The organism is Streptomyces sp. NPDC001492, assembly GCF_053597275.1.
The window spans coordinates 139,079-155,752 of the sequence record NZ_JBSFHW010000011.1 but is presented as its reverse complement, the minus strand read 5'-3'; the positions used below and the strand labels follow the sequence as shown (position 1 = coordinate 155,752).

Annotated in this window: 12 protein-coding genes; 6 read left to right on the top strand and 6 right to left on the bottom strand. The window is 70.9% G+C overall.

Features of this window, described 5'->3' with window-relative positions:
- Window positions 1-3: 3 nt before the first annotated feature.
- Entirely contained in the window at window positions 4-249 is a 246-nt protein-coding gene (locus ACWC1K_RS16840; protein ID WP_030937710.1) for a hypothetical protein, read from the bottom strand.
- Between the two features lie 146 nt (window positions 250-395).
- Between ACWC1K_RS16840 and ACWC1K_RS16835 the strand changes: the two genes are divergently transcribed.
- The gene (locus ACWC1K_RS16835; RefSeq protein WP_450832049.1) at window positions 396-695 is read left to right on the top strand and encodes a methylated-DNA--[protein]-cysteine S-methyltransferase; all 300 of its coding nucleotides are present in this window, start codon (window positions 396-398) and stop codon (window positions 693-695) included.
- A 14-nt stretch (window positions 696-709) separates the two neighbouring features.
- Window positions 710-1,432: a 2OG-Fe(II) oxygenase gene (locus tag ACWC1K_RS16830; protein ID WP_450832047.1), complete on the top strand. Its 723-nt coding sequence runs from the start codon at window positions 710-712 to the stop codon at window positions 1,430-1,432.
- A 105-nt stretch (window positions 1,433-1,537) separates the two neighbouring features.
- Here the strand turns inward: ACWC1K_RS16830 and ACWC1K_RS16825 are convergent, their stop codons facing one another.
- Complete coding sequence (locus ACWC1K_RS16825; RefSeq protein ID WP_450832045.1) at window positions 1,538-2,149, bottom strand: hemerythrin domain-containing protein; 612 nt, start codon at window positions 2,147-2,149, stop codon at window positions 1,538-1,540.
- Window positions 2,146-3,759: a DHA2 family efflux MFS transporter permease subunit gene (locus ACWC1K_RS16820; protein ID WP_450832043.1), complete on the bottom strand. Its 1,614-nt coding sequence runs from the start codon at window positions 3,757-3,759 to the stop codon at window positions 2,146-2,148. Before ACWC1K_RS16820 ends, ACWC1K_RS16825 begins: the two co-directional genes overlap by 4 nt.
- A gap of 180 nt (window positions 3,760-3,939) precedes the next feature.
- On the opposite strand from ACWC1K_RS16820, the gene sigJ reads away from it, so the two are divergent.
- Together sigJ and qcrB are read left to right on the top strand one after the other, a co-directional pair.
- Window positions 3,940-4,866 (top strand): RNA polymerase sigma factor SigJ, encoded by a 927-nt coding sequence (gene sigJ / locus ACWC1K_RS16815; RefSeq protein WP_450832042.1) that lies wholly within the window; start codon window positions 3,940-3,942, stop codon window positions 4,864-4,866.
- Window positions 4,863-6,362: a cytochrome bc1 complex cytochrome b subunit gene (gene qcrB / locus ACWC1K_RS16810; RefSeq protein ID WP_450832040.1), complete on the top strand. Its 1,500-nt coding sequence runs from the start codon at window positions 4,863-4,865 to the stop codon at window positions 6,360-6,362. The genes sigJ and qcrB overlap by 4 nt, the downstream gene beginning before the upstream one ends.
- Window positions 6,363-6,368: 6 nt before the next feature.
- Here qcrB and ACWC1K_RS16805 read toward each other — a convergent pair whose 3' ends face one another.
- Both ACWC1K_RS16805 and ACWC1K_RS16800 read right to left on the bottom strand, forming a co-directional pair.
- On the bottom strand, window positions 6,369-8,612 hold the full coding sequence (locus ACWC1K_RS16805) for a glycoside hydrolase family 9 protein (RefSeq protein ID WP_450832038.1): 2,244 nt from the start codon (window positions 8,610-8,612) through the stop codon (window positions 6,369-6,371).
- Between the two features lie 155 nt (window positions 8,613-8,767).
- A complete protein-coding gene (locus ACWC1K_RS16800; RefSeq protein WP_450832036.1) occupies window positions 8,768-11,863 on the bottom strand; it encodes a glycoside hydrolase family 2 TIM barrel-domain containing protein in 3,096 nt (1,031 codons plus the stop codon).
- A gap of 256 nt (window positions 11,864-12,119) precedes the next feature.
- Between ACWC1K_RS16800 and ACWC1K_RS16795 the strand changes: the two genes are divergently transcribed.
- Complete coding sequence (locus ACWC1K_RS16795; protein WP_450832034.1) at window positions 12,120-14,492, top strand: SpoIIE family protein phosphatase; 2,373 nt, start codon at window positions 12,120-12,122, stop codon at window positions 14,490-14,492.
- Window positions 14,493-14,596: 104 nt separating this feature from the next.
- Here ACWC1K_RS16795 and ACWC1K_RS16790 read toward each other — a convergent pair whose 3' ends face one another.
- Window positions 14,597-15,166, bottom strand: a complete 570-nt coding sequence (locus ACWC1K_RS16790; protein ID WP_450832032.1) for an RNA polymerase sigma factor — start codon at window positions 15,164-15,166, stop codon at window positions 14,597-14,599.
- Between the two features lie 19 nt (window positions 15,167-15,185).
- On the opposite strand from ACWC1K_RS16790, the gene ACWC1K_RS16785 reads away from it, so the two are divergent.
- Complete coding sequence (locus ACWC1K_RS16785) at window positions 15,186-16,550, top strand: serine/threonine-protein kinase (protein ID WP_450832030.1); 1,365 nt, start codon at window positions 15,186-15,188, stop codon at window positions 16,548-16,550.
- The last annotated feature ends 124 nt before the right edge of the window (window positions 16,551-16,674 follow it).

Here is a 16,674-nt window from a genome sequence, read left to right as displayed (position 1 = left end):
CGGTCAGGCGACCCGCCCCTCACCGGCGTGGGCGGGTTCGTCGTCGGGGAAGGCGGCGGCGAACTCGTCGGCGTGGGAGGCGAAGAAGCGGCGGAACGCCTCCGCGCCCTCCTGCAGCGCGCGGTGCCGGGCTATGTCCGCCGCGGCCGCCTCGCGCACAAGGGCCTTCATCGACGTACCGCGCTCCTTGGCGATCTGCCGCAGGTCCTCTAGTTCGCGGTCGCTGAACTCGACATTCAGGGCTGGCATGCCTTCACGGTACCGCTGGGGTACTCACGCGTAAATAGTCGCTGGTCACAGCACCTTTTCTACGGTACCTCAAAGCGTCGGGAGCGGCTGAGGACCATGTCCGTTTCCCGCCGGTCGCGGGTGGCGCGGCGCAGCAGACTGGAGCCATGACGACGTACACGAGGATCGCCAGTCCGGTGGGTGAACCGCTGCTGGTGGGCGAGGGCACGGCCCTCCCCGACGAGGGGTTCGGTGAGGCCGCCCGGCGGCTCTCCTCCTGCTTCGCGGGCCGGCTCCCCCGCTTCGAGCTGAGCCTCGCCCCCGAGGGCACCGGGTTCCAGCTGATCGTCCAGCCCTGCCACCGCGTGATCGGCGCCGACGGTTCGATGCGCGGGTACGCGGGCGGCGTCGAGCGCAAGGTGCGGCTGCTCACCCATGAGGGTGCGCCGCAGCCGATGCCGGGGTGACGGGAGGAGAGGTCGTGACGCTCACCGAGGCTCAGGCCCGCAGGCGGGTCGCCGACACCGAATGGGCAGCCCTCGCCGCCGAGTTGGACGTCCACGGCAGCGCGCCGACGGGGCCGCTGCTGACGCCCGCCGAGTGCCGTGACCTGGCCGCGCTGTACGAGGAGCCGGAGCGCTTCCGGACCACGGTCGACATGGCACGGCACCGCTTCGGTTCCGGCGAGTACCGCTACTTCACCCACGACCTGCCGGCCCCGGTGGCCGCCCTGCGGGCCGCCCTGTACCCGCGGCTGCTGCCGATCGCGCGGGACTGGGCGGCCCGGCTGGGCCGCCCGGCACCGTGGCCGGATTCCCTCCATGCGTGGCTGGAGGCCTGTCACACGGCCGGACAGGACCGCTCGGCGCAGATCCTGCTGCGCTACACCGAGGGCGACTGGAACGCCCTGCACCGTGACGTGTTCGGCGAGATGCTCTTCCCGCTCCAGGTGGTCGTCGGCCTCGACGAGTACGGCAGCGACTACACCGGCGGCGAGTTCCTGATGGTCGAACAGCGGCCGCGGGCCCAGTCCCGGGGCACCGCGACCGCGCTCCGGCAGGGCCACGGGCTGATCTTCACCACCCGGGACCGGCCGGTGCGGACCCTGCGGGGCTGGGCGGCCGGGGTGATGCGGCACGGTGTGAGCACTGTGCGCTCCGGCCGCCGGCGTGCGCTGGGCATCGTCTTCCACGATGCCGCCTGAGCGGAACGCGCCCCGCAGGGGCGCGGGGAACTGCGCGACCAGCCACGATGATGCTGTGGACGAAGGACGACTCAGCGCGGCACATCCCGCGGAGCCCTTGGCGCCTCAGGCTCCGGCCCACAGCCCCTTACGGCGGTAACTCCCTTCCCAGAAGAGCCGGTTGAGGACGCGTACCGGGGGCGGCATGGCGCCGAGGAAGCGGACACGGTCCGCGGGTTCAGCGCCGTCGACGATCCACGGTACGAACACCGAGGCGCCGCGCAGGCCCTGGGTCTCACGGATGCGGCCGGTGAAGGCGGCCCAGTCCGCGGCCGTCAGGACGTCCTGCATCAGCGGCAGGGCGCTGTCCTCCTCGTGCCCCAGGTGGTCGTCGAGGGTTGCCGTCAACGCCCGTACAAGATCGGGCAGTTCGGGTGCCTGGTCGTCCAGGGCGGTGTCGACGGCATCGAGCAGCGGGTCGATGCGGGAGTGTTCCGCCTCCATGTCGTCCAGCAGGGCGAGCTCCCGCGGGCGCCCCGCGACGCGCTCGCGCACACGCGGCCACAGGTCGCTGTCCTCGGCGGTGTGGTGGATGTGCAGCTGGTGGGTGAAGTTCTTCCATCCGGCGCGCACGCCGGGGGTGTGCGCGCGGCCCTCGGCGACCGCCTGCGCGAGGCGTTCCAGGTCGCGTCGGAAGGCGTCGTGGGAGGCGTACATGGCGGTGAAGTCGATGCTCATCGGGCGGCTTCCTCCAGTTCGGTCTCGGTGATCGGCAGGGCATGGGGATTGGCGGACGGGCCGTGGTGGCGTCGAACGGCGAGACAGGCGAGCACTCCGGTCAGCAGCACGGCGGCGGACACGTACACGGCCGGGCCCATCGCGTCGACGAAGCCGTGGCCGAAGACCTGTCCGCCGAGGGCACTCATGCGCTCGGCGACGTCGTGCGGCACCCCGTGCGGCGCGCCGCCCTGCTGCCGGGCGCCGACGTCGGACTCGGCCTTGGAGAAGGCGGCGACGAAGGAGTCCCGGTAGGCGGCAGGCAGCCGTCCGGCGTTCTCACGGGCCCGGTCCGCGAGCGCGGAGGCGAGCTGGTTCTGCAGCACCGCGCCGACGACGGCACCCGCGAGCACCGAGCCGACCTGCCTGAGCGCGTTGGTGACCCCGGAGGCGGCTCCGGCCAGCCGCGCCGGGACGCCCCGCATGACCTCGGTGGCGAAGGGCGCGAAGGTGCAGCCGACGCCGAGGCCGGTGAGGAGGAGCGGCAGTGCGACGGTGAGCCATCCGGAGCCGACGTCGGCGACGGTCACGACCCAGGTCAGCCCGCCCGCCCAGGCGAGCAGCCCGCTCAGCAGGATGTACTTGCCGCCGACCTTGTCGGACAGCGCTCCGGCGGGCCCCGCCGTCACGAACGAGCCGAGCGCCACGGGCAGCAGCACCAGACCGGACTTGAGGGCGCTGAAGCCGAGGACGGACTGCAGGTAGATCGTCAGCGGCAGGAACATGCCGACGATGCCGAAGGCCACCGTGACCCCGACGAGGTTGACCAGGGTGAAGTTGCGGTCCCGGAAGAGCGCGAACGGTACGAGGGGCTCGTTGGCCTGCTGGCCGCGCTCGTGCAGCAGGAAGCCGGCGAACAGGACGGCGGCCAGGGTGAACAGGCTCCAGATCCAGCGGTTCCAGTCGTAGCGCTGGCCCTCGGTGAGCCCGAAGGCCAGGCAGAACAGGGCAGCCGAGGCGAGCAGGACACCGAGGGTGTCGAAGCGGTGCCGGACAGTGCGCTTCGCGCCGGGGATGATCGCGAAGGTCAACAGCAGCACCGCCGCCCCGATCGGCAGGTTGACGTAGAAGATCCACCGCCAGCTCAGGTGGGTGATCAGCGCCCCGCCGAGGATCGGGCCGAGCGCTCCCGACGCGCCGGCGACCGTGCCCCAGATACCCATCGCCACTCCGCGCCGGTCGGCCGGGAACACCTCGGCGATGATCGACAGGGTCTGCGGCATCAGCAGCGCCGCGCCCAGCCCCTGCACCGTCCGGAACGCGATGAGCTGGGCGGGGTCGCGGGCGAGGCCGCAGGCGAGGCTCGCCAGGGTGAACAGGGCGACCCCGGAGGCGAACAGGTTGCGTTTGCCGCGCAGGTCGCCGAGGCGTCCGCCGGTGATCAGCAGGACGGCCAGCGCCAGCGTGTAGGCGTTGACGACCCACAGGATCTCGTCGAGGGACGCGTGCAGATTCTCGCCCAGCTGCGGGATCGCGATGTTCACGATCGTCAGGTCGAGCAGTGTCATGAAGAACCCGAGGGAGAGGGTGATGAGGATCGCCCATGGGTTGCCGTGCCATTTCTTGAACACGATGTCGGTCTCCTTGAGGTCGGACTCGTGTCGGACTCGCGTTCAAGAGGGCGGGGCGGCGGGCGGGTGTGACTCCGCGGGAATTTGCTGAGACGTAGGTCACATTTCGCCCGCTCCATGTCACATTCGGACCCCTCCCGGCCCTCGGAGTAGTGAGCGCGGCAGCGGGGAGGCCCACACATGACGCACAGCACCGGAAGTCCGGTCACCGACGAGGCGACCGATGTCTTCATGAACCATCGGGAGCTGTTGTTCAGCCTCGTCTACAACATGCTGGGCAGCGTCGCCGACACCGAGGACGTGCTGCAGGAGACCTGGCTGGCGTGGTCGGGCCGGGGTGCCGAGGGGATCACCAACCCGCGCGCCTATCTGGTCCGGATCGCCGTCAACCAGGCGTTGCAGCGGCAGGCCGTGATCACCCGGCGCCGCGAGACGTATGTCGGCCCGTGGCTGCCCGAGCCGCTCGTCGCCGACGACGCGAGCGCCGACGACCCGGTGCTGAGGGACGAGTCCGTGTCCCTGGCGATGCTGGTGGTCCTGGAGTCGCTGACCCCGCTGGAACGCGCCGTGTTCGTGCTCCACGAGGTGTTCGGGTACGCCCACACCGAGATCGCGGAGATCATCGACCGCACTCCGGCGGCCGTACGGCAGCTGGCCCATCGCGCCCGGGACCATGTGCTCGCCCGCCGGCCGCGCTACCGGGCGCATCCGCGCGTCAGGCAGGAGGCGACCGAGCGGTTCGTGCGGGCCGCACTCGGCGGGGACATCGGCGAGCTGATGGAGATCCTGGCGCCGGACGTCACGGTGTGGACGGACGGCGGCGGCAAGCGCAGGCAGGCGGGGCTGCTGCGTCCGGTGCACGGCCGGGACAAGGCGGTCCGCCTCATCACCTCGTACGCGGCGCGGCGCGGCCCCCAGCAGCTCGACCTGCGCTACCGCCGGGTCAACGGCGACGACGCCGCGGTGCTGTTCCAGGGCGAGGCCCCGTACGCCGTGATGGTCATGGACCTCACGCCCGAGGGCGACCGGGTGAACGGCGTCTACATCGTCACCAACCCCGACAAGCTCACGCACGTGCACAAGGACGAGGACGAGGAGGACGAGTGACCGCCACCGAGACATCGGGCCGGGGCGAGCGGGTCGCCGACTGGCTCGACGGACGCCTCGGCATCCACTCGCTGGGCAGGAAGTACCTGCGCAAGGTGTTCCCGGACCACTGGTCGTTCCTGCTCGGCGAGATCTGCCTGTACAGCTTCGTCGTGCTGGTCCTGACCGGCGTGTACCTCACCCTCTTCTTCCATCCCTCGATGAACGAGGTGACGTACCACGGCAGTTATGTCCCGCTCAACGGCGTGCGGATGTCCGAGGCCTACGCCTCCACGCTGCACATCAGCTTCGACGTGCGCGGCGGGCTGCTGATACGGCAGCTGCACCACTGGGCGGCGCTGGTCTTCGTCGCCGGGATGCTGACGCACATGATGCGGCACTTCTTCACCGGTTCGTTCCGCAAGCCCCGTGAGGTCAACTGGCTGTTCGGCTGGCTGCTGCTGTTCCTCGGCCTGTTCGAGGGCCTGTTCGGCTACTCGCTGCCGGACGACCTGCTGTCGGGGACCGGCCTGCGCTTCGTCAACGGCGCCCTGCTGTCGGTGCCGGTCGTCGGGACGTATCTGTCGATGTTCCTGTTCGGCGGCGAGTTCCCCGGCCACGACATCGTGGCCCGCTTCTACTCGCTGCACATCCTGCTGATCCCCGGCATCATGGCGGCGCTCGTCGTGGCGCACCTCATCCTGGTCGTGTACCACAAGCACACGCAGTTCGCGGGGCCCGGACGCACCGAACGCAACGTCGTCGGCACACCGTTCATGCCGGTGTACCTGGCGAAGGCGGGCGGGTTCTTCTTCCTGGTGTTCGGCGCGCTGACGATGGTCGCGGCGGTGGCGACCATCAACCCGGTCTGGGTGTACGGCCCCTTCCGCCCCGACCAGGTCTCCACGGGCGCCCAGCCCGACTGGTACCTGGGCTTCGCGGAGGGCCTGGTCCGGGTGATGCCGGGCTGGGAGATCACCCTGGGGGGCCACACGCTCGTCCTCGGCGTGCTGATACCGATCGTGGTCTTCCCGCTGCTCCTCGTCTTCATCGGGATCTACCCGTTCCTGGAGGCGCGGGTGACCGGCGACAAACGCGAGCACCACCTCCTGGACCGCCCGCGCAACCGCCCGGTCCGCACCGCGATCGGCGCGGCCTGGATCAGCCTCTATCTGATCCTGCTGGCGGGCGGCGGCAACGACATCGTCGCCACCCGTCTGCACCTGTCGATCAACACGGTCACCTGGACGGTCCGCGTGGCGGTGTTCGTCCTTCCCGCGGTCGTCTTCGTCGTCACCCGCCGCATCTGCCTGGGTCTGCAACTGCGGGATGCGGAGCTGGTGCTGCACGGCCGGGAGACGGGTCTGATCAAGCGGCTGCCGCACGGCGAGTACGTCGAGGTGCACCAGCCGCTCGATCAGGCCGAGCTGCACACCCTCACCGCCCATCTGCGGCAGGGGGAACTCGTGGAACACGAGCCGCGACCCGAGCTCGTGGAGCGCGAGCCGCAGCCCTGACGGGTGTCAGCCCTGGTCCGCCACGAACGACGCCATCCGGGCCAGGGCCGCGTTCCAGTTGATGGCCGTCTCGTTGGTCGACCAGGACTGGATGTCGTCGATGTAGCAGAACTGACCGACACAGCCCTGGAGTTTGCTCTGCGCGTAGGGATCCTGGATGGACGAGTTCGGCCCGCCCGCCAGGGTTCCGTGCGGCGGGTTCGGCAGCCTCGGGTCGAGCTCGTGGGCGTACCAACGGCTGTGCTGGTTGTGGGAGTTCACCTCGCCGTAGCCGGTGACGTACGAGATGTTCAGCGCGTTGCGGCCGAGGATGTAGTCCATGCTCTGGACCGCGCCGTCCCGGTACTTGGCGGCACCGGAGATGTCGTACGCCGTCGCCAGGACGACCGCGTTGTTGAGGATCTGGTGGCTGGAGCCCCAGTCGTAGACGTTGTCGTCGGGCGCGTAGGGCATGCCGTACGGCTGTGACTTCAGGGTGGCCAGGTAGCGCTCGGCGCCCTTGACGACGGACTGGCGGATCTTGTCCCGGCCGGGCAGTTTGCTGGGCACGGTCGCGAGGTCGAGGCGTCCCGCAGCGGCCGTCCTTCCCCAGTCGAAGCCGAGCGGGCCGAAGATGTCGGCCGTGTTGACCGGGGAGTTGCGCACATAGTCCGCGAACTCCTTCTCGCCCGTGGTCAGATACAGCTCCGCCGCCGCCCAGTAGAACTCGTCGCTCGCGTTGGTGTCGTCGTAGGCGCCGCCTCCGGTGCCGTCACTGGCGGAGGCGTACATGGCGGGGTGGGCGAGCGCCGCCGTCCAGGCCTTGCGGGCCGCTGTGAGGGCCTTCGCCGCGAAGGCGCGGTCGTAGGGGCGGTAGAGGCGGGCCGCCTGGGCGGCCGTCGCCGCCAGGTTGAGGGTCGCCTGGGTGGACGGCGGGTGCAGTTCGCGCTTCTGCGGGTCGTCACTGGGCAGCAGTGGCAGGCCGGTCCACTGTGCGTCGTGGATCTTGTGATGGGCCATGCCGGCCAGCGGCTGCCCGTCGGGCACCTGCATCTTCAGCAGGAACTCCAGCTCCCAGCGGGCCTCGTCGAGGATGTCGGGCACCTTGTTCGCGCTCTCCGGGATGGCGAGGGTACCGTCCCGCAGCTTCTCCGACTCCCCCGTGCGGGCGAGCCTTTCGCGTTCGTAGGTGCTCAGCAGCTCCCAGGTGGCGATGCCGCCGTTGACGACGTACTTGCCGTGGTCCCCCGCGTCGTACCAGCCGCCGGTGACGTCGAGGGTGTAGTCGCACACGCCCGGCTGACAGGGGACCTTGCCGTCCCCCTGGTTGGGCGCCACGTCGAGATGGCCCGCCGCCCTGCCGTAGCCCGGGCGCAGGTCGTCGCGGATCGCGATGCCGCTGCGCTGCGTGTAGTAGTACTTCACCGAGTCGAGACGCAGTTGCTCGTAGGCGCCGGTGCCGATGTCGAACGGGCGGCTGGTCTCCCCGTCGGCGACCAGCGTGAGGCCCTTGCCCTGCCTGCGGTGGTCACCGAAGTCGATCGAGTGGACGTTCTGCCCGGAGGAGACGTCGACCCCGCGCGGCACGGTCCAGCCGCGGTCGACCGTCGCACCGTCGGCGTCCTTCAGCTGCCAGGGCAGTTTCGTGGTGGCGTCGGTGACGAGGGTGGCGTTCTTGGGGCCGGAGGGCAGATAGGCGACCTGGTTGACGCGCACCCGCGGCCCGGTGTCCGGCTGGTACACCTCGGGCGGGACACCGCCGAGCAGCGATATGTCGTCCATGCAGAACCGCCAGGCGTCCGTGCTGCCGCCGGCCTGGAAGGCGACCTGCCCCTGGGTGGTGTCGACGGGCGAGGTGAAGGTGTACGAGTAGGTGTTGCCGGAGACGCTCAGCTGCGGGCTCACCTCGAAGTAGGTGTCGTACGGCGCCACTTGGAGCCCCACGACCGCCCGCACCACGTGCCCTTCGGGCGAACCGGTCGCTTTGAAGCTGAACTTGTACGACTCCCCCTTCTTCAGAGTGACGTCGCTCTGACCGACGGCGGCGTCCCAGCGATTGGTGGTGCCGCCCGGCACATCCGCGCACAGCTGTCCGCCGGACAGGCCGGCGGTGACGTTGGTGGTGGTCCACCAGGGGTCGGTGGTGGTGTCGAAGGTGCCGTTCTTGAGCTGCTCGACCTCGTCGGCGGCGGCCGGAGGGGCCGGCACCCCGGTCAGCGCCGTCCCCAACAGGGCCGTCAGGGTCAGCAGAACGGTTCTGTGTCGTTTCACGTCTGGGCTCCTCTGGCGGAGGTACGGGTGACGCTCGCCGACCCAACGGGGTGGGAGCGCTCCCAGATGCGGACGCAGCTCATGCTTGTTCGCGCCATGACACTCCGTCAACGGTCCGGACAGGACTGGTTTCCCGCCCGGACCGCCATGGCCGCTCAGCCTCCCGGTGCCTCCAACTTGCTGATCCGCACGGCCCCGAGGACTTCGCCCGGGTGTGCGCTGGTCAGCGTGAGCCGCAGGCGGGAGCCGCGCACCGCGTCGAAGCTGAGCACGGTGGGCGCGTCCGAGGTGGTGGCCCAGTCGACCGCCGCCCCCGTGACGGGCACGTACCGGCGCCCGTCCCACACGGCCGCCTCCACCGACGCGGGCAGGCTGTGCGTCGCGTCAACAGTGAAGGAGACCTCCACCCGGTCGAAGGTCCGGGCCCGCCCGTAGTCCACCGAGACCCAGTCCTCTTCCCGCGCGCCGTTGAAGGCGGGCAGCAGGGCCGTCGCCGACTTGCTGAAGGCGTTGGACCAGCCGGTGGCCGCGTCGCCGTCGAGCATCGCGGCAGGGAGTGTGTCCGGACGGCCCGAGTAACTGGCGTCCGCATACGGGTGGTTCGGGGGCGCCGGGTGCTCAGGGCCGAAGGCGGCCGCCGGGGTCGTCGCGGCCGACCGGGCGGGCGTGGTGCGCGCGGTTGCCGTTCCCGCCCGCAGCCCCTCGGCCCGTGCGGTCACCTTCAGGGTGCCGGCCTCGGTGCCGGCGCGCACGATGGCAAGGGCCTTGCCGTGGAAGGCGGTACGGGTCGTGGCCTGGTAGCGCTCGGCGCTCTCCTCCCGGCCGTTGTCGAGCCCGGCGAGGGATCCGCCCGTCACGTCGAAGGTGATCAGATGCTCGGCGTCGGGCACCACCACCCCGCGCGCGTCGACGACGTCCGCGGTCACGAAGGCCAGCGAACGCCCGTCCGCGACAAGGGACGTGCGGTCCACCGTGAGCCGTACGGCATGCGGTTCGCCCGCCGTGCGCAGCACATCGGTGGCGACGACCTTCCCGTCCCTGCGGGCCACCGCCTTCAACTCGCCCGGCCGGAAGGGCACTTTCCAGGTCAGGTGCAGCTTGCCGGCGCTGCCGTTCGGGCTGGTGTAACTGCCGGGAAAGGGACCGGTGGTGAAGGTCTTGTCGTCGCCGGTGGCCTCCGTGGTCTCCAGATACGTACGGCCGTCCGTGGTCCTCTTCGTGTCGAAGCTGCGCGTGCCGAGGGACTTTCCGTTGAGGTACAGCTCCACGGTGTCGACGTTGGAGTAGGCCCACACCTCGACCGTGTCGCCCTGCTCGTGGTTCCAGCTCATGGGCAGCAGATGGACCATGGGCTCGCTGGTCCACTGGCTCCGGAACAGGTAGTACATGTCCTTGGGGAAGCCGGCCGTGTCGACCGCGCCGAAGAAGGACGCCTTGACCGGGAACACGTCGTACGGGGTCGGCTCGCCGATGTAGTCGATGCCGGACCACAGGAACTGCCCGGCGAACCACTTGCGGTCCCGGTCCTTCTTGTGGCCGTACTCGCCGCTCATGGTCCAGGACGCGAGGTTGTTGTCGTAGGAGGAGACCTCGCGTCTGCCGGGCGTGTGGTTCTCGCCGGTGTTGAGGTGCTCGGGCTCCTGGTAGGAGCCGCGGGTCGAGGTCTCCGAGGAGGACTCCGACTCGAAGAGGAAGAGCTTGGGATACTTGGCGTGCAGGGCGTCCACCGACCTGGCGGTGTTGTAGTTGAGGCCGAGGCCGTCCAGCTTGGCGAGCATGAGGTCGGCCGCGGAGCCGGTGGCGGGCACGCCGTGGTACTTGTTCGAGCCGATGACGACCGGCCGGGTGTCGTCCGCCGCCTTGACGGCACCGATGATCCGGTCCGCCATGGCGAGTCCGGCGGTGGAGGTGGAGTCGGGTATCTCGTTGCCGATGGACCACAGCACCACGGCGGGCGAGTTGCGGGCCGCGAGGACCATCTCGGTGGCGTCCTTCTCGCACCACTCCTCGAAGAAGCGGCCGTAGTCGTACTTCGTCTTGCCGGTCCGCCAGCAGTCGAAGGCCTCGACCATCATCACGATGCCCAGCTCCTCGCAGACCTGGATCATCTGCGGCGAGGGCGGGTTGTGCGAGGTGCGGAAGGCGTTGACGCCCATCGACTTCATGATGGTCATCTGCCGGCGCACGGCGTCGACGCTGATCGCGGCGCCGAGGGCACCCTGGTCGTGGTGCAGGTCGACGCCCTTGATCTTGGTGTGGGTGCCGTTGAGGGAGAAGCCCTCGTCGGGGTCGAAGCGGTAGGTGCGGATACCGAAGGGGGTGCGGTAGGTGTCGACGGCCCGGCCGCCGACGCGCAGTTCGGTCTCCAGGGTGTAGCGGTGCGGGGCCTCGATGTCCCACAACTTGGGCTGGGGGACGATGAGTTCGTGGGTCTCGGCCGCATGGTCGGTGACCGTGACCGTGGTGGCGGCGCGGGCCGTCGTACGGCCGTCGGGGTCCTTGACCGTCGAGCGGATCTCGACCTGGCTCGCGGCGCCGGACTCGTTCACCACCGAGGTCCGTACGCGTACGAGGGCCCGCTCCGCGGTGATGTCCGGCGTGGTCACGAAGGTGCCCCAGCGCTCGACGTGCACCGGCTCGGTGACGACCAGGCGAGCCTCGCGGTAGATGCCGCTGCCCGAGTACCAGCGGCTGCTGGGGAGCTGGTTCTGCACCTTGACGGCGATCACGTTCTCGGTGGTGCCGTCGGTGTGCAGCAGGTCGGTGAGGTCGAAGGCGAAGCCGGTGTAGCCGTAGGGGTGCCGGCCGGCCTGGGTGCCGTTGCAGTAGACGTAGGAGTCCATGTAGACGCCGTCGAACTCCACCGAGATCCGCTTGCCGGCGAAGGCGGGCGGCAGGGTGAAGGCGAGGCGGTACCAGCCGAGGCCGCCGGGGAAGAAACCGGTGCCGCTGGTGGTGCCGTGCTCGGTGGTCGGGGTCTGCTCGATGCTCCAGTCGTGCGGCACCGCCACCTGGCGCCAGCCCGAGTCGTCGTAACCGGGGTCGGCGGCCCGTGCGTAGGCGCCGCTCGGATCGGTGATCCCGTCCGGGTTGACCAGCGCGAAACGCCAGCCGTCGCGCAGGGCGACGGTACGGCGGCCGGATCCGCCCGCGGCGGCCTCGGCGGCCCGGGCCACCGGGGTGGCAAGAAGCGCTCCGGCCGCCGGCGCGGCGGCGGAAGCGAGCAGAACCGATCTCCGAGTCACTGTCATGGCGGCTCCCCCTCATCAGGGCCCAGAAGTACTCACAACTGATCGCGAACAAACAGATTCTGACGCGGCGCCACACAGAGCCGTCAAGGGTGCGGCAGTGCCCTTCTGCCCCAGGGGTCACAACGGCCGGAATTGCCCCTTGACCGGGCCACCGCGCGCCCCCGGGGGTTCCCGTCCGCGCGGTTCGCCGACGGACTAGGCTGGAACTCAAGTGACCCGGCGGTTCACTGTGAGTGTTCGCGATGGAGTGGCGACGATGAGCCCGGAGTATCCGTTCGACGATGCCGCGACGGCGCGGGCTGTCATCGATGAATCCGGCACGCTTCTCGAGTGGAACGCGGGTGCCGAGCGGCTGCTGGGCTGGCCGGTCACCGAGGTGGTGGGCCGTCCCGGCCGGAACCTGCTGGCGGACAGGGGCGTCCTCGCCCCCGCCGGGGCCCGCTGGCACGGCACCGTCGCACTGCGCCACCGCGACGGCCACGAGGTGTCCGTCTGGCTGCTCGCCCACCATCGTCCCTCGCGCGACGACACGCCCGGCCGGTGGCTCCTCTTCAGCCCGCTGGACGGCGACGCCCCCGACTCCCCCGACGACCCGCTGGCCCAGGCGGCGCTCACCCAGTCGCCCTGCGCGGTCGCCGTGTACGACGAGCGGCTGCGGCTGCGAAGGGTCAACGACGCCATGGTCGACGTGATCGGCCTGCCGGAGGAGCGCATGCGGGGGCTGCGCCTGGCCGAGATCGGCGGCAAGCCGCAGAGCGAGGAGCTCGAGGCGCACATGGTGCACGTGCTCACCACCGGGCGCCCACTGGACGTCCAGACGTACATGCGCACCGGCGGCGAGGACCGCGCGCACGCCTGGCTGGCCCGGATGGCGCCGGTCACCGACGCCGAGGGGCGGGTGCGGGGCGTGTGTCTTGCCGCGCACGACTTCACCGACAACTACCTCGCCCGGGAGCGGCTGCAGCTGGTCAACGAGGCGAGTGTGCGCATCGGATCCACGCTCGACGTCACCCGTACGACGCAGGAGCTCGCGGACGTCCTCGTGCCCGCCCTGGCCGACCTGGTCAGCGTCGACCTGCTGGACCTCCAGGAGCACGGCGGCGAGCCGCCGCTCAGGCTGACCGCCCCCGTCGGGCTGCGCCGCGCCGCACACCTCTCGGTCAATCCCGGCACGCCCGAGGCCGTCCTCCAGCCCGGGCAGCTGGAGCACTACCCGGCCGGCTCACCCCAGGCCGACTCGCTGATCGCGGGCCGTACGATCGTCGCGTCCGTCTCCTCGGGCGCTCTCGACCTGTGGCTCAGCTGGCACAAGACACGTGCCGACCGGGTCAAGGAGTACGGCATCCACTCCACGATGTCCGTGCCGATCCAGGCCCGCGGTCAGACCCTCGGTGTCGCGGTCCTCACCCGGTTCCGGCGGCCGGACCCCTTCTCCGCGGACGACGTCCTGCTGGCCGAGGAGATCACCACGCGGGCCGCCGTCTGCATCGACAACGCTCGCCGCTTCTCCCGCGAACGGGAGACCGCCCTCGCCCTGCAGCGCAGCCTGCTGCCCCGCTCACTGCCCCGCACCGCCGCGGTGGATGCGGCCTCGCGCTATCTGCCCGCGGCCAGGGCGGGCGTGGGCGGTGACTGGTTCGACGTGATCCCGCTGTCGGGGATGCGGGTCGCCATGGTCGTCGGGGACGTCGTCGGGCACGGCATCCAGGCCTCGGCCACCATGGGCCGGCTGCGCACCGCCGTGCGCACCCTCGCCGACATCGACCTCGCCCCCGACGAGCTGCTCACGCACCTGGACGATCTGGTCGTCCGGCTGTCCGCGGAGGCAGGCAACGACGGCAGCCCCGGAGAGGTCGGCGCCACCTGTCTGTACGCGGTCTACGACCCGGTGTCGCGCCGCTGCACGCTGGCCCGGGCGGGGCATCCGTCGCCGGTCGTGGTCCCGCCGGGCGGCATTCCGCAGCAGGTGGACCTGCCGGCGGGGCCGCCGCTGGGCCTGGGCGGGCTGCCGTTCGAATCGGCCGAACTGGAGCTGCGCGAGGGCAGCGTGCTGTCGTTCTACACAGACGGCCTGATCGAGACCCGAGAGCGGGACGTCGACACCAGCCACCGGATGCTGTGCGACGCGCTGGAGACGTACTCCGACTCGCTGGACGAGACCTGCGACCGGGTGCTGCACGACCTGCTGCCCGCGGGCGGCGCCCTGGACGACGTGGCCCTGCTGCTGGCCCGCACCCGTGGGCTGCCGTCCTCGCAGGTGGCGACCTGGCACATCCCCGCCGACCCGGCACTGGTGGCGCCGATCCGCAAGCAGGTCGTCGAGCAGCTGGACATCTGGGGGCTGCAGGAGGCGGCGTTCACCGCCGAGCTGGTGGTGAGCGAGCTCGTCACGAACGCGATCCGGTACGGCGCCCACCCCATCCGGCTGCGGCTGATCCACGACGAGGCCACGCTGATCTGCGAAGTCTCGGACACCAGCCACACGGCTCCGCACCTGCGGCGCGCGAAGACGTGGGACGAGGGCGGGCGGGGGCTGCTGCTGGTCGCTCAGCTCACGCAGCGGTGGGGGAGCCGGCACACCGCCGACGGGAAAACCATCTGGGCGGAGATCGGGCTGCTCGACGAGTAGCGCTCCGCGGGGCTGCGCGGTGGGGTCGTCTTGCGTCTGCCGGTGCGTTGTGGCTGGTCGGGCCCGCGCGGCGGAGCCGCATATGGACACAGCCCCGCGCCCCTTCAGGGCGCTTCCGTCAGCCAGGGTCTGATCTGTTTGCGGGCCTCGTGGAGGCGGGACTTGAAGGTGCCGAGGGGGATGCCTGCGCGCTCGGCTGCCTCTGCGTAGTCGAGCTGGCAGATGTCGCGATAGACCAGGGGCTCGACGAGTTGGGGGTGTTCGCGCTCCAGGCGGTCCAGGGCCTCCAGCAGGTCGAGGCGGGACCCGGCGATGACGCTGGTCGTGCGCGGATCGGCGACCTGGGCCGCGTCGATCGGGGCCGGCTGTTCGGCCGAGCGCCGCCTGAGTTCGCGGTACTTCTGACGGCAGCAGTTGGCGACGACCGTGTAGAGCCAGGTGCTGAAGCGGCTGCGGCCCTGGAAGGTGGAGATCTTCCGGGCGACCTGGAGCAGGACGTCCTGAGCGGCCTCCTCCGCGTCCTCGCGGCAGGGCAGGAAGCGGCCGCAGCGCCGGACCACCTCGGGCCCGATCGCCCGGAGCAGTCCCTCCAGCGCCGCCGGGTCGCCCGCCGCGGCACTGCGGGCCAGGTCCTCGGTGGGCGCGACCTGGGGCTCTCCTCGGGAACGATCCACGTCCAGGCATGATAGTCGTATGCATTCCGTCGAGCGGATCGGGCGCTACCGCCTCGAACGGCGCCTGGGCACGGGCGCGTTCGGCACGGTCTGGCTGGCCCATGACGACGAGCTCGACGCACCGGTGGCGGTCAAGGTCCTCGCCGACAACTGGTCGCACCGGCTCGATGTGCGGGAGCGGTTCCTGGCCGAGGCGCGGATGCTGCGACGGGCGGGTTCGGACCGGGTGGTGCAGGTCCACGACATCGGTGAACTCCCCGACGGCAGGCCGTACTTCGTGATGGAGTACGCCGACGGCGGCACCCTCGCGGATCTGCCGGCCGGCGGTCCGTTGCCGGTGCCGGAGGCGCTGCGGCTGACGGCGCTGGCCGCCCGCGGTGCGGCGGCGCTGCATGCGGCGGGGATCGTGCACCGGGACATCAAGCCGAGCAATGTGCTGCTGTGCTCCTCCCCGGACGGCGGGTCGCGGGTGCTGCTCGCCGACCTGGGTCTCGCCAAGAGCCTGGCGCAGGCTTCGGGGCTCACGCAGGCCGCGGGTTCGGCGGGATACCGGCCGCCGGAGCAGGCCGAAGCCGGCGCGGGCATCGACGCCCGGGCCGATGTGTACAGCCTGGGCGCGGTCGCCTACCACCTGGTCACCGGCACGGTTCCGGGCGAGCCCGGCAGGGTCGTACGGCCGGACCGGCTGCGTCCGGATCTGGCTCCTGACGTCCGGCGGGCCTTGATGCGGGCGCTGGCGCCGGACCGCAGACGCCGCTGGCCCGATGCCGAGGCCTTCGCGCTGGAGCTGGAACGGCTGGCCTCCTCCGGTCACCGGCCCCGAAGACACCGGACGGCCCTCACCCTCACGGGTGCCGTGGCCGTGGCCGCGGCCGTCGGAGTGACGCTGGCACTGGTCGACCGGCAGGCCCCGGTCACCGCGGATGTGCGGGTCTCGGACACGACCGGCCGTGTCGTCGCCGAGGTTCCCCGCGGCTGGGACCGGCAGCTGCGCGACTCCGGGTGGGATCCGCGGGCGCTCGGTCTGCCCTCCGGTCATGAGCCTGGGTTCGCCGTCGCGGACCGTCTGACCGCGTGGCAGGACCTGACAGCCGAGGTGAACGGCGTGCTGGTGGGCCTGAGCGAGCACGGCGACCTCACGGCCGCGGTGAACGCCCTCACTCACCGCGGCTGCCACTACGAGGGCGCCCGCGCCTACACCGGCACCGTGTGGCACGGCAGGGTCCGCACCTGGGACGGCTGCCCGGGCGGCGGGTCGGTCACGGAGGCCGCGCTCGCCCCGGCGGACGGCAGGCAGCAGACTCGGGTGTACGTGCAGATCCGCCAGAATGGCCGAGCGCATGCGACCGACCGCGTCCTCGCCTCCGTACGCACCGGAAGCTGACGCGGAACACTCGGCCCTCGCGCGAACTTTTTCGCCCCGCCATGCATCGGACCTGTGTGACGGGGCACAGAGGCGCCGTACGTACACACCAGAACGTGTGCGAGGAATCACCGGGAGTGTTGAG

What these genes read in the sequence shown, in the direction of transcription:
- ACWC1K_RS16785 (WP_450832030.1), top strand. Translation starts at nt 15,186, where the DNA reads ATGCATTCCGTCGAGCGGATCGGGCGCTACCGCCTCGAACGGCGCCTG.
- ACWC1K_RS16840 (WP_030937710.1), bottom strand. Translation starts at nt 249, where the DNA reads ATGCCAGCCCTGAATGTCGAGTTCAGCGACCGCGAACTAGAGGACCTG.
- ACWC1K_RS16795 (WP_450832034.1), top strand. Translation starts at nt 12,120, where the DNA reads ATGAGCCCGGAGTATCCGTTCGACGATGCCGCGACGGCGCGGGCTGTC.
- ACWC1K_RS16825 (WP_450832045.1), bottom strand. Translation starts at nt 2,149, where the DNA reads ATGAGCATCGACTTCACCGCCATGTACGCCTCCCACGACGCCTTCCGA.
- ACWC1K_RS16835 (WP_450832049.1), top strand. Translation starts at nt 396, where the DNA reads ATGACGACGTACACGAGGATCGCCAGTCCGGTGGGTGAACCGCTGCTG.
- ACWC1K_RS16800 (WP_450832036.1), bottom strand. Translation starts at nt 11,863, where the DNA reads ATGACAGTGACTCGGAGATCGGTTCTGCTCGCTTCCGCCGCCGCGCCG.
- sigJ (WP_450832042.1), top strand. Translation starts at nt 3,940, where the DNA reads ATGACGCACAGCACCGGAAGTCCGGTCACCGACGAGGCGACCGATGTC.